The organism is Cobetia sp. MC34 (assembly GCF_018340035.1).
In the GTDB taxonomy this organism is placed as follows: Bacteria; Pseudomonadota; Gammaproteobacteria; order Pseudomonadales; family Halomonadaceae; genus Cobetia; species Cobetia amphilecti.
The window spans coordinates 11728-23998 of sequence record NZ_JADPPY010000022.1 but is presented as its reverse complement, the minus strand read 5'-3'; the positions used below and the strand labels follow the sequence as shown (position 1 = coordinate 23998).

10 protein-coding genes are annotated in these 12271 nt (G+C 65.2%); 4 read left to right on the top strand and 6 right to left on the bottom strand.

Annotation, left to right across the window (positions count from 1 at the left end):
• Positions 1–166: 166 nt before the first annotated feature.
• Together IZU87_RS12105 and IZU87_RS12100 are read left to right on the top strand one after the other, a co-directional pair.
• The gene (locus IZU87_RS12105; protein WP_213114659.1) at positions 167–2332 is read left to right on the top strand and encodes an alkaline phosphatase D family protein; all 2166 of its coding nucleotides are present in this window, start codon (positions 167–169) and stop codon (positions 2330–2332) included.
• On the top strand, positions 2316–3290 hold the full coding sequence (locus IZU87_RS12100) for a histone deacetylase family protein (RefSeq protein ID WP_249330574.1): 975 nt from the start codon (positions 2316–2318) through the stop codon (positions 3288–3290). Before IZU87_RS12105 ends, IZU87_RS12100 begins: the two co-directional genes overlap by 17 nt.
• 112 nt (positions 3291–3402) lie before the next feature.
• Here the strand turns inward: IZU87_RS12100 and IZU87_RS12095 are convergent, their stop codons facing one another.
• From IZU87_RS12095 to modA, 4 genes are all read right to left on the bottom strand, one after another.
• Positions 3403–4218 carry an MOSC domain-containing protein gene (locus tag IZU87_RS12095; RefSeq protein WP_107336066.1) on the bottom strand — a complete coding sequence of 272 codons (816 nt, stop codon included), beginning with the start codon at positions 4216–4218 and terminating at the stop codon, positions 3403–3405.
• 63 nt (positions 4219–4281) lie between these two features.
• Complete coding sequence (gene modC, locus IZU87_RS12090; RefSeq protein ID WP_213114658.1) at positions 4282–5520, bottom strand: molybdenum ABC transporter ATP-binding protein; 1239 nt, start codon at positions 5518–5520, stop codon at positions 4282–4284.
• Positions 5513–6205: a molybdate ABC transporter permease subunit gene (modB, locus tag IZU87_RS12085; protein WP_166020006.1), complete on the bottom strand. Its 693-nt coding sequence runs from the start codon at positions 6203–6205 to the stop codon at positions 5513–5515. Before modB ends, modC begins: the two co-directional genes overlap by 8 nt.
• 172 nt (positions 6206–6377) lie before the next feature.
• Positions 6378–7319, bottom strand: a complete 942-nt coding sequence (gene modA / locus IZU87_RS12080; RefSeq protein WP_249330573.1) for a molybdate ABC transporter substrate-binding protein — start codon at positions 7317–7319, stop codon at positions 6378–6380.
• 435 nt (positions 7320–7754) lie between these two features.
• On the opposite strand from modA, the gene IZU87_RS12075 reads away from it, so the two are divergent.
• Positions 7755–8669: a LysR family transcriptional regulator gene (locus IZU87_RS12075; protein ID WP_213114657.1), complete on the top strand. Its 915-nt coding sequence runs from the start codon at positions 7755–7757 to the stop codon at positions 8667–8669.
• A gap of 71 nt (positions 8670–8740) precedes the next feature.
• Here the strand turns inward: IZU87_RS12075 and IZU87_RS12070 are convergent, their stop codons facing one another.
• Positions 8741–9430 carry a glutathione S-transferase N-terminal domain-containing protein gene (locus IZU87_RS12070; RefSeq protein WP_213114656.1) on the bottom strand — a complete coding sequence of 230 codons (690 nt, stop codon included), beginning with the start codon at positions 9428–9430 and terminating at the stop codon, positions 8741–8743.
• A gap of 166 nt (positions 9431–9596) precedes the next feature.
• A complete protein-coding gene (locus IZU87_RS12065; protein ID WP_213114655.1) occupies positions 9597–10319 on the bottom strand; it encodes a glutathione S-transferase N-terminal domain-containing protein in 723 nt (240 codons plus the stop codon).
• A 388-nt stretch (positions 10320–10707) separates the two neighbouring features.
• On the opposite strand from IZU87_RS12065, the gene IZU87_RS12060 reads away from it, so the two are divergent.
• Complete coding sequence (locus IZU87_RS12060; protein WP_043334381.1) at positions 10708–12267, top strand: carbon-nitrogen hydrolase family protein; 1560 nt, start codon at positions 10708–10710, stop codon at positions 12265–12267.
• The last annotated feature ends 4 nt before the right edge of the window (positions 12268–12271 follow it).

The following is a 12271-nucleotide window of genomic DNA, read 5'->3' as shown; positions in this document are numbered from 1 at the left end:
CGCCACGACGAGTTGTCACACTCAACGCACGGAGCCACTCATACGCCCAGCCCACGCCTGCGCCCATGGCTGGCGTTCGTCGCCTGTTACGCTATCGCCTGTTAAGCGTCAGCTGATGATAGTCAGCTGACCGCTATCCGTCTCCACCTGCCATCGAGCCTGCTTCATGTCTGCCACTTCGTCCGCTTCGCTGCCTGCCAACGGCTCTCCCACACCGACTGCTGCCCTACCCCGCGTGCTGGCAGGCCCGATATTGCGCCGTGTCACCGCCGAGGGCGTGATGCTGTGGCTGGTGACCTCTCGCCCACAGCAGGCGCGGGTGTGGCTGCTGCCGGAGCAGGACGCGACGCCTCCCACGCGAGGTGAGGATGGCCTGCCGACAGCACCAGGCTGTCGGCTGACGGAGCATCTGGCGATGCCACTGGGGGAGCACGCCTGGCTGCTGTTGATCGAAGCGCATCCCGACACGCCCTTGCCCGCCGACTGCGCCATCGCCTACGAGCTGGGCCTGGCGGAGCCGTCAGCGACAGCGACAGCGTCATCGGCAACGGAAGCGGCAGCGTCATCGACAGACACGCCCGAATGGCAGGGCATCGCCGACTGGGCGCCACAGATCTGCTACCCCGGTGAAAGCCTGCCGCGCTTTCGTCTGCCGTCACGCCTGACGCGTGTCGCGCATGGCAGCTGCCGCAAGCCGCATCACGGCTTGAGTGACGACGAGCAGCAGGCGCAGCAGAGTGCAGAAGACGCTGCGTCGACCGATCGCCTTGAGACGCCGCCGCCCAAGGGCCCCGGTGGCGACGGACTGGTGGCGCTGGATCGCTGGTTGAGCGAGCGACGTCAGAGCGTCGCCGAGTGGCCGGAGGTGATGCTGTTCACCGGCGATCAGATCTACGCCGACGATGTCGCGGGGCCGATGCTGGGCGCGATCGATCAGCTGATCGCGGGGCTGGGGTTGCCGGAGGAGACGCTGATGGAGGCCGAGGTCTCCGACACTCGCGAGCTGCGACAGCACCCCTCGCACCTCTACCACCGCCCGCAGCTGCTGCCGGACATGCCGGCCAATGAAGGCGTGGCCGCCAGCTTCTTCGGTGCCAAGCGCAAGCCCATCTTCACCTCCACCGGTGCCGACAATCATCTGATCGGCCTGTCGGAAGTCATCGCCATGTACCTGCTGGTGTGGTCTGACGTGCCGTGGGAGGCGCTGGGCATCACGCTGGAAGACCCCTCGGCGCTCGAGGGCCATGACGACGCCACCCGCGAGCGCCATGCCACCGAGGCCCGCCATCTGCGGCGCTTCTGTGGCGGACTCGGTCAGGTACGTCGCCTGCTGGCCAATGTGCCCAGCCTGATGATCTTCGATGACCACGATGTCACCGATGACTGGAACCTCAGCGCCGCCTGGGAGGAAGCCGCCTATGGCCACCCCTTCTCGCGCCGCATCATCGGCAATGCGCTGACCGGCTATCTGCTGTGTCAGGCCGCCGGCAACGGGCCGGAGCCACTGGCAGAGCTGCTGGAGGAGACCCGGGCGCTGTTCACTCATGCCCTGACTGGCACTGACAAGGCCGCCGACGGCCATTTCAATGTCGAGCGTCAGGAGGCATTGATCGCCCACCTGCATCGCTGTGAGAGCTGGGATTATCAGCTCGACACCACGCCGCCGCTGATCGTGGCCGATACGCGCACCCGCCGCTGGCGCAGCGAGCGCAAGCTCTCGCATCCCTCGGGGCTGATGGACTGGGAGGCGCTGAGCGAGCTTCAGCAACGGCTGGTCGGCCACCCGGCCGTGGTGCTGGTGTCCCCGGCACCGATGTTCGGCGTCAAGCTGATCGAAAGCATCCAGAAGCTGTTCACGTTGGCGGGCAAGCCGTTGATGGTCGATGCCGAGAACTGGATGGCGCATCGCGGCGCGGCCAGCGTGATGCTCAACATCTTCCGCCACTCGCGCACACCGCAGAACTTCGTGATCCTGTCCGGCGATGTGCATTACTCCTTCGCCTACGACGTGCGCCTCAAGCATCGCCGTTCGAGCCCGAGCATCTGGCAGATCACCAGCAGCGGCATCCGCAATCGCTTCCCGGTCGGCCTGCTGGATGTGCTCGACCGTCTCAATCGCTGGCTGTACGCCCCGCGCTCGCCGCTCAATCTGCTGACGCGCCGGCGCAACATGCGCGTCACGCCGCGCCGTCACGATGCGGCCAGTCAGGGCGAACGCCTGCTGAACGCCTGCGGCATCGGGCTGGTCGACCTGGGCAGCGACGGCCGTCCCACCGCCATCCGCCAGCTGACCACCGACGGACAGGAGGTGCACTTTGTGCCCCGTCGCTGATGCCCACTGCCCGCCGCTGGCGCTGATCCATCATCCCGGCTATCGGATAGCGCTGCCCGAGAAGCATCCCTTCCCGATGGACAAGTTCAGCGTGCTCAAGCGCCTGCTCGACCGCCAGCTGGCCGACTGCGCCTCGGCCGTCGACTGGGTGACGCCCCAGCCCGCCGAGGAGGATGATCTGCTCAGCGTGCATACCCGCCGCTATGTGCATGAATTTCTCACTGGCACCCTGAGCACGCAGGCCCAGCGGCGCAGCGGTTTCGTGTGGAGCGAGGCACTGCGCGAGCGCAGCGTGCTGGCCGTGGGCGGCACCATGACCACCGTACGCGAAGCGCTCAAGCGCGGACTGGCCTGCAATACCGCAGGCGGCACCCATCACGCCCACCCGGAGGCCGCCAGCGGCTATTGTCTGCTCAACGACATCGGCGTGGCGGCGCATCAAGCACTGGACGACGGCGTGAAGCGCGTGCTGATCGTCGATCTCGATGTGCATCAAGGCGATGGCACGGCGTTGATCTTCGCCGACGAGCCGCGGGTCTTCACGCTGTCACTGCATGCCGAGAGCAACTTCCCGGCGCGCAAGCAGCAAAGTGACCTGGACGTGTCCTTGCCCAGGGGCATGGGCGATGCGGACTATCTGGCGGTGCTGGAGCGTGCGCTTGAGAAGGTGCTGGCGCGGGTACGCCCGGAGCTGGTGATCTTCGATGCCGGTGTCGACCCGCATGCCGCGGACAGGCTCGGCCATCTCGAGTTGAGCGACAGCGGCCTCTACCACCGCGAGCGACATGTCATCCAGCGCTGTCGCGCGGCGGGCGCCGCCGTGGCCTGCGTGATCGGTGGCGGCTATGACCGCGATATCGAGGCGCTGGCATGGCGTCACAGCCAGCTGCACCGTGCGGCGCTGGATGTCTGGCGCGAGGCGCATGGCCAACCTGCCCTGTTCGGGCCCCCGGGCTGAACTTGCATACCGTCGTGCCTACCGTATTGCCAAGCGTCCCCTGAACGAAAACGCCCGCCATCCTCGATGGCGGGCGTTTTCGTTCAGGCCTGTAGGCAAGATTCCAGCGACATCACTTGAAGGCGGTGACTTCCACCTCATCGCCGACACGCAAGGTAGGCTTGCGCGAGGGATCGAGCGCGACGAGGTTGTAGCCGAAGTGCACCTGGCCATCCGCGAAGCGGCGCACCCGTGCCAGCGTCTTGAGCGGCTCGCCGTCGCCACGCTTGTCGCCCGTCGCCGGGTCGACATTGACCATCGCACAGCGAGTGCAGGAGGACACCAGCGTGAAGCGTGCCTCGCCGATGCGCACTTCCTGCCAGCCATCCTCGGCCCATGCCTCGGCGCCGCTGATCACCAGATTGGGCCGGAACTGATCCATGCCATGCTCCGCACTCGGGGTCTGGGCGTTGAGCGCCGCCAACGAAGCCTGATTGGCCAGCAACAGCGGAAAGCCGTCGGCGGCGCTGACGCGCTGCGCGATGATCTCGCGATAGCGCTCCGAGCGCTCGCCCAACCAGCTGAGCCTGACCGGCATGCCGACCTGCTCACTCAGCCAGGCATCGGCCTCAAAGCTGACGCTCAAGGCAGTGAACCGATCGGCCCACACCTGGATGTCGAGACGCTCGGCCTGGTCATCGGTGGCAAAGCTGACGCTGCCGCATTCGGGGCGGTCCAGATGCCACAGTCGCCACTGGCCGCTGGCGTCTTCGCGCAGGGCCAGGCGCTGCAACTGGGGATGCGTACGCGCGGTGACGAACTTGCCTCGCGCCGCGACCACCACGAAGCGGCGGTCCTGGGTGAGACCTTCCTCGCCGAGCGTCGCTGTCTCAAGCGCCTCAGCTGCGCCGGACTTGAGGGGATAGCGCCACAGGTGGGTCAACTGCATGAGAGGTTTCCTTGCCAGAGTCCATCAATTCAGAAAGTCAGCGAACGGTGCGCCCGAGCGGTATCAGCTCGTAGGCGAGGCAGAGCCTGCGTCATTTGGCGCCTTGGCCTGTGCGGTATTTGTCTGTGTCGCATTCGGCTGGGCCGCACTCGGCTGGGCCGCATTCACCACAGGGATGTCGTCATCCATGGCGTCCAGGCTGATCACGTCGGGGCCCGAGAGCGCCACGCTGGAAATCAGCGCCTTGACGCCCAGCCCGACCTTGAGGCCCAGCTCCTGACACACCAGACGGTCGACTCGCGCCCTCACCCGCTGGCCGGCGATGCCCAGCACCAGCTCGGCGCTGGCATGGCCGCGCTCGCTCTCGATCTCGTGGATCACGGCCGGCAAGGCATTGCGCAGGCTGGTGTGGGTCGGCGTCTCCAGTGCGATGCTGATGTCACGCGCCCGCAGCCGCAGTCGCACACGACGCCCCACCGGCATCGCCAGCCGCGCCAGCTTGAGGCTCAGCCCGGCGCCCAGCCCCAGACGCGTCAGCTGCCAGTCATCATCGTGCGACAGCACCTCGGCGGTCAGCAGCGAGCCCGCTTCGAAACGGCCGGTCTGCGGCGCCAGGTCCAGCCGTGACAGCATGTCACCGATCTCGCCGCTGGCGGTGATGCGGCCGTTGTCCACCAGCGCCAGACGGTCGGCGACCGCGAACAGCTCGCGGGTGTCATGACTGACGAACAGGATCGGGATCTCGATCTCGCGCGCCAGCCGCGCAATGTAGTGCAGCAGCTCCTGCTTGCGCGCGCCGTCGAGGCCGGTCAGCGGCTCATCCAGCAACAGCATGCGCGGGCGTGACAGCAGGGCGCGGCCGATCGCGACACGCCGCGCCTCGCCACCGGACAGCTGGCCGGGCATGCGCGACAGCAGGTCCTCGATGCCCAGCAGCGTCACCATCTCATGCAGACGTGACTGATTCTGTTGGCGCTGGGCGGGTGTCAGGGCGCGCGGCATGCCGTAGCGGAGGTTGCCGCGCACGCTGTAGTGCGGAAACAGGCGCGGCTCCTGGAAGACGACGCCGAGCCTGCGACGATGCGCCGGCACGAAGATATCGTTCTCGCCGCCCGTCAGGCACTCGCCGTCCAGGCGCAGATGGCCATGGTCGGGACGTTCGAGGCCTGCGATCAGGCGCAGGATGGTGGTCTTGCCGCTGCCGGAGCGCCCGAAGAGCGCCGTGACGCCGCGCGCCGGCACCTTGAGCGTGGCATCCAGCGTGAAGGCGCCCTGCTGACGATGGAGATGGAAATCAAGCATCACGCCCCTCCATGCGCAGTCGCGCGCGACGTGCCAGCCACTCTGAGGCCAGCAGCGACAGCATCGCGATGACGACGGCGATGGCGCACAGCCTGGCCGCGGCGCCTTCCTGGCCCGGGGTCTGGATCAGGGTATAGAGCGCCAACGGCAGCGTGCGGGTCTCGCCGGGAATATTGGCGGCGAAGGTGATGGTGGCACCGAACTCCGACAGCGCACGCGCGAAGGCCAGCATGCCGCCGGTGAGAATGCCCGGCAGCGCCAGCGGCATGGTCACCGTGAACAGCACGCGCAGCGGGTTGGCGCCCAGGGTGCGGGCCGCGGCCTCCAGCCCCGGGTCGATGGCCTCCAGTGACAGGCGCATCGCGCGCACCATCAGCGGAAAGGCCATCACCGCCGCCGCCAGCGCCGCGCCCTGCCAGGTGAAGGGCAGCACGATATCGATCTTGGCCAGCCACTGGCCGATGGCGCCATTGCGCCCGAAGGTGACCAGCAACAGGTAACCGACCACCACGGGCGGCAACACCAGCGGCAGATGCAGCAGACCATCGACCAGCGCCTTGCCACGAAACTCTCGTCGCGCCAGCCACCAGGCCGCCGCAAAACCGGGAATCAGGCTCAGGCCGACCGCGACGCAAGCCACCTTGAGGCTCAGGCTCAGGGCTTCCCATTCCAGCGCACTCAGCATGGATCTTCCTCAGACGAAGACAGGTTCTCGCACATGACGTGACGCGAAGCGCCGGCAGACAGCCCTGCCCGCCTTGATCACGCCGATGTGACAGCAGGCTCCCAGTGTAGCGGCCTCATCTTGTCGATGACATGCCAGCGTGTGCCACGAGGCCTCGATGCTGATCCAGCGGCTAGTCGGCCTCAGGCTGCGCAGCAGGAACCTGATGGGCGAGCGTGCTGAAGCCGAAGCGATGGAAGATGGCGCCGGCCTCGTTGCTGGAAAGCCAGGCCGAGAAGGCCTCGGCCTGTGACGACGGCGCATCACCGCCACGACTGATCAAGGCGGCAGGATAGTGGATGGGATCATGGCTGCTGTCCGGCAGCAGGCCGATCTGGTGCACCCGATGGCTGATGGCGGCGTCGGTGGCATAGACGATCCCCAGCGGGGCCTCGCCATGCTCGACCAGTGCCAGCGCGGCGCGCACGTCCTCGGCGCTGGCCAGGCGCGAGCGCAGCGTCTGCCACTGCCCCAGCGCTTCCAGCGACTGACGCGCATAGATGCCCGCGGGCACGTGGTCGGGGTCGCCGACGGCCAGGCGAGTGTTGCTGCCGGTGGCGGCGAGGCGCTCGGCCACATCGGTGACATCCTCGGCGTTGCTGACACTGGCGTCCAGCTGGCTGGGACCGGGCGCGACCAGCGCGAGACGGTTGCCCAGCAGGTCGTGACGGCCGGTGACGACGATGCCGGCCTGCTGCTCCAGCCAGTCCATCCAGCGCTCATTGGCCGACAGATACAGCTGCGCCGGAGCCCCATTGGCCAGCTGACGCGCCAGGGTCGAGGACGAGGCGTAGACCGGCATGATGTCCACATCGGCGAGACGCTCGTAGCGTGCCTCGATGGCATCCAGTGCATCATGCAGCGAGGCGGCGGCCATGACACGGATCTGGGGGCGCTCGTCTGCCTGAGCGGGTGCGGCCAGCAGTGCCAGCATCAACGGGGCCGCCAGGCTGGCGGCCCTCAACAGCGCTGATGAAGAAGATAGCGCTGATGAAGGCGTTGGCACTGATGACGCAGGCCGTAGCGGAGAGGCAAGCACGGCGGCCCGGGCGCGCAAGCGGGTAGCGAATGACATCTACAGGGTCCTTGAACAGTGAAACGCAGCGACGAGGCCTGCTGCGCATTGATCTCGCCATGATGCCGCGCTCGCTCGCCATGTGCATCTCATGTGGGCGCAATTGCCGCGCGGGGCGCGGAAACCGTCAACCCTGATTGTCGAACGCCAGCGGCATGAGGCAGGCTGGCTGCCTGTCAGTGCCCGTCTGCCATCAGCCACGGGCTGGTCATCGACAGCCGCCGGCTGGCGGATGTTTCGCCGCATCCGGCTACAGGCAAACGCGAATCACTCACATGTATGCCATTCGCTCGATCAGATCGGCTACAATGCTGCCCAAAATGGCAGGGAGACGCTGGCCCACACCCCAGCAACGACGCGATTCCTGCTTTCATGCTTTCTTTCACGCTATTTGCCGCTTCAACGGCAGACAACAGCGGCGGGTGCCACCAAGTCATGCCTCCAGTACTTGACGAATTTCAGGGCCTCAGTGCCTTCGATGCCATCATGCGCTACGGCAATCTGGGCGCAGGAGCCGAGCATCTCGGTATCTCCAAGTCCACGCTCAGCCGCCGGATCAGCCATCTCGAACACCAGCTCGGCCAGCCACTGCTGCATCGTCAGGCCAACCGCCTGATTCCCACCGAGGCCGGCACGCTGTTCTATCAGTACTGCCAGCAGATGCTGTCACTGGGCGAGCGCTCGCAGATCGCACTGGATGAACTGCGCGAGGAGATCAGCGGTGATATCACCGTCAGCGCGCATCCGCACTTCCTGCGTGGCTGGTTCAATCGTGTGCTGACCGACTTCATCGAAGCGTATCCGGGCATCCGTCTGACCCTGACCGCCAACCACCTGCCGCCGTCACGTGATGACGACCAGGTAATGCTGTGGCTATGGGAAGGTCCGGTCAAGGACACCGGGCTGCGCGAGGAGATACTGGGCCATCAGCAGCAGCACCTCTACGCGCATCCCGAGTATCTGGCGCGGCACGGTCATCCTCGCCATCCCAGCGAGCTGACCTCCCATGACTGGGTCAACCTGATCGACCGTCATCACCCCAATCTGGTTCTCACTCACCCCGAGATGGGCGAGTATCGTCTGAGCCTGCCGCCGTCACGCTTCACGGTCGACAATGTGGTGGTCCACGCCGACCACATCGCCCACGGTGCCGGCATCGGCCTGCTGCCTGACTATCACGTGCACACGCGCCTGAAGGCCCATCCGGGTCAGTTCGAGGCCTGTCTGCCCGAATGGAAGGGGCCGTCGATTCCGGTCAGCCTGCACTACCCCTTCGGCCATCCGCCACGCAAGCTCGGCGCGCTGCTCGACCATATCCGCCGTCGCGTGCCGACGGACTGGGACCGCTGACCTGACGGCCCGACAGCGCTTCGGGCCATTCAGGCACTGCTTCTCGACGTCACTTCAGCCCTGACTGCCCGTCAGGATTGCTGACCGAACAGGTGGCGTCGCGCTTCATCATCCATCGCCACATTGGCAGCCGGATTGATGTCGTCGATGCGCGCCATTGCCCGCTTGACGCCATCACGCGCGGCGATGCGGGCACGATAGGCGGCGACCGCCGGGAAGCGCGTCAGATCGATCTCCTGCTTCTCGGCCTTCAGCCACGGCCAGATGGCCATGTCGGCGATGCTCAACTCGTCCCCCGCCACGAAGTCACGCTCCGCAAGCTGGCGCTCCAGCACGCCATACAGGCGCTCGCCTTCCTTGTGATAGCGCTCGATGGCGTATTCCACCGGCTCTGGCGCGTAGTGCTTGAAGTGATGCACCTGTCCCAGCATCGGCCCCAGGCCGCCCATCTGCCAGTGCAGCCACTGCAGCACGTCATTGCGGGCACGCGTTTCCTGCGCCAGAAACTTGCCGCACTTGTCGGCCAGATACTCCAGAATCGCACCGGACTCGAACACCGAGATCGGCTCACCGCCATCGGCTGGCGCATGATCGACGATCGCCGGCATGCGATTGTTGGGCGAGATGGCCAGAAACTCCGGCGCGAACTGCTCCCCCTTGCTGATATTCACCGGAATGAGGCGATACTCGAGACCGGCTTCCTCCAGAAAGATCGTGATCTTGTGGCCGTTGGGCGTGGTCCAGTAGTACAGATCAATCATCTGTGGGCTCCTGTGCAAGGACATAGCAAAATGGCTCGAACGCCCATGAGCGTTCGAGCCATCGAGGAGATCATGCTCATCGCCAGGCCCCTCGTGCAGCTTTTCACCAGGGGCATTGCGAGCATGTTCTTTACTGCAGCCGTTACTGCAGGCGTTACTGAAGGTGTTATGACTGCGGAATCTCGCTGGCACGCGGCGCCTTGCGCGCCATGCCGTCGTGCAGGTCCATCATGCGCTCGCGCCACTGCACCAGCGGGTCGCCCGCATCTTCCGTCTCGCCGAAGGGCGAGGTATCGGAGACGATGTGTGCCCAGATGAAGAAGCCGAAGACCAGGTAATCCGCCGCCGCCGGGGCATCGCCATCCATGAAGGGCTGATTGGCGAGCAGGCCACGCAGCGGCTTGAAGGCGCTGTCCAGGATGCCGCGTGCGGCCTCGACGTTGTTGAATTCCTCGAAGGGCATGCCGAAGCGGGCTTCGCGGCTGGTGCGGAAGTACTCGCGGTCATCCGGGTGGATGGCCGCCAGCAGATCCAGCGCCACCAGGCGGAAGAAGCCGACCGCCATGACCTGCTCGGTATACACCTTGACGAAGTTCAGGCGTGCCTCGGCGTGTGCATCACCGATCAGCAGGCCATCGCCACTGTCCGGGTAATGCGCGTCCAGATGCTTGAAGATGTCATAGCTGTCCATCGCCACGCCGTGCGCATCCTTGAGCACCGGTACCGTGGTGGAATCGCAGAAGTCGATCGGGCTCTTGTCGGTGAACAGCATCGGCACGAGTTCGGCCTCAAGGCCCTTGTGGGCGAGTGCCAGACGCGCACGCCAGCAGAACGGCGAGAAACGCAGGCGGTCATCACGGCCACGCAATTCATGAAGGACTGGGGTCATGCGGGTCTCCTTGGGTGTCATTGAGGTCTGGTGTCACTAAGGCCTGGGGTCATTGGGGCCTGGTGTCATTCAAGCTTGATATGAACGGCATGACTTCGCTGCGCGCGTCCTGCCCTTGGCATTGTTTTGGACGTTGTGCCGCGCAAATGCAAGCAAAATGAGCATTCGTTCAATATCGCGCTGAGCGCCACTCAAGGCGCGAAGGCTCGCTCACCCTTGCAGTGACGCGAGGTTGGACCCATTGATGAGGGTTGCATGACCAGGGCCGGACATTGACCAAAGGATATTGATGACACCCGGCCTCGACAGCGCGAATAATGGGACCCATCGCTTTCGCGCCAGCCACTTCCTGCCCTGATCCCCCTCTTTCATTTTCCAAGGAGTCTCGATGTCCGTCGAAGACCTGCACCTGAACCTGCGCAACCTGCAGGAATCAGATTACCCCCAGCTCAAGCGCCTGATGGACGGCATCTACGACGACATCGGTGGCGCCTGGCCTGAGCACACCATCAACCGCCTGATCGCCGAATTCCCCGATGGCCAGATCGTGATCGAGGATGGCGAGAGGCTGGTCGGTGTCGCCCTGACGGCGCTGGTGGATTACGACGCCTTTTCCAATCCGCACAAGTACGACGACCTGATCGGCCAGCGCGAGATCATCCTCAACAAGGAGGATGGCGATGCGCTTTACGGTCTGGATGTGCTGATCGACGTCGACTACCGCGGCTATCGCCTCGGTCGCCGCCTGTACGAGGCGCGCAAGGACCTGTGCCGCTCGATGAATCTGCGCTCGATTCTGGCCGGCGGGCGCATCCCCCAGTACCACGAATACGCCGCCGAGCTCTCGCCCTCCGAGTACATCGACAAGGTGGAGCGTCGCGAGATCCACGACCCCATCCTGTCGTTCCAGCTGGCCAACGGCTTCCTGGTCAAGCGCCTGCTGCGTCAGTATCTGCCGGAAGACGAGGATTCCCAGGGCTACGCCACGCTGCTGGAGTGGAGCAACATCCTGTTCGAGCCCGCCGAGCGCGTGCTGGAAAGCCGCAAGACGATGATTCGCGTCGGCGCCGTGCAGTGGCAGATGCGCAAGTTCGACAGCGTCGAATCCGTGCTGCAGCAGGTCGAGTACTACGTCGACGCCCTGTCGGATTACCAGAGTGACTTCGCCGTCTTCCCGGAGCTGTTCAACACGCCGTTGATCGGACTGCTGGAAGACCAGAGCGACCCGGTGCGCTGCATCCGCTACCTCGCCGGCTTCACCGAGCGCTTCAAGCAGGAAATCTCGCGCATGGCGGTGGCCTACAACATCAACATCGTGGCCGGTTCCATGGTCGAGATCGGTGACGACAACGAGCTCTACAACGTCACCTACCTGTGTCACCGCGATGGCGAGATCGACCGTCAGGCCAAGCTGCACATCACGCCGCAGGAGCGCCGCGACTGGATCATCAAGGGCGGTGACGAGCTGGCCGTGTTCGAGACCGACGCCGGACGCATCGGCATGCTGATCTGCTACGACGTGGAGTTCCCGGAACTGTCGCGCCTGCTGGCCGATCAGGACATGGACATCCTGATGGTGCCGTTCTGGACCGACACCAAGAACAGCTACCTGCGCGTGCGCAACTGCGCCCAGGCGCGTGCCATCGAGAACGAATGCTACGTGGTGGTCTGCGGCAGCGTCGGCAACCTGCCGTCCATCGAGAGCCTCGATATCCAGTACGCCCAGTCAGCGGTGTTCTCGCCGTCGGACTTCTCCTTCCCGCATGACGCGGTGATGGCCGAGACCACGCCGAACACCGAGATGATCATGTTCTCGGATCTCGATCTGGAGCGTCTCAAGGTGGTGCGCAGCGAAGGCTCGGTGACCAACCTCAAGGACCGCCGCAAGGACCTCTTCGAGCTGCGTCTGCGTGACTGGTCGTGGAAGTCCGGCAGCCGTCAGGACTGAGCCG

Bases quoted from the DNA above. Each gene is read 5' to 3' on its own strand.
- IZU87_RS12075 (WP_213114657.1), top strand. From the start codon at position 7,755: ATGCCTCCAGTACTTGACGAATTTCAGGGCCTCAGTGCCTTCGATGCC.
- modA (WP_249330573.1), bottom strand. From the start codon at position 7,319: ATGTCATTCGCTACCCGCTTGCGCGCCCGGGCCGCCGTGCTTGCCTCT.
- IZU87_RS12060 (WP_043334381.1), top strand. From the start codon at position 10,708: ATGTCCGTCGAAGACCTGCACCTGAACCTGCGCAACCTGCAGGAATCA.
- IZU87_RS12070 (WP_213114656.1), bottom strand. From the start codon at position 9,430: ATGATTGATCTGTACTACTGGACCACGCCCAACGGCCACAAGATCACG.
- modC (WP_213114658.1), bottom strand. From the start codon at position 5,520: ATGCTTGATTTCCATCTCCATCGTCAGCAGGGCGCCTTCACGCTGGAT.
- modB (WP_166020006.1), bottom strand. From the start codon at position 6,205: ATGCTGAGTGCGCTGGAATGGGAAGCCCTGAGCCTGAGCCTCAAGGTG.
- IZU87_RS12105 (WP_213114659.1), top strand. From the start codon at position 167: ATGTCTGCCACTTCGTCCGCTTCGCTGCCTGCCAACGGCTCTCCCACA.
- IZU87_RS12065 (WP_213114655.1), bottom strand. From the start codon at position 10,319: ATGACCCCAGTCCTTCATGAATTGCGTGGCCGTGATGACCGCCTGCGT.
- IZU87_RS12095 (WP_107336066.1), bottom strand. From the start codon at position 4,218: ATGCAGTTGACCCACCTGTGGCGCTATCCCCTCAAGTCCGGCGCAGCT.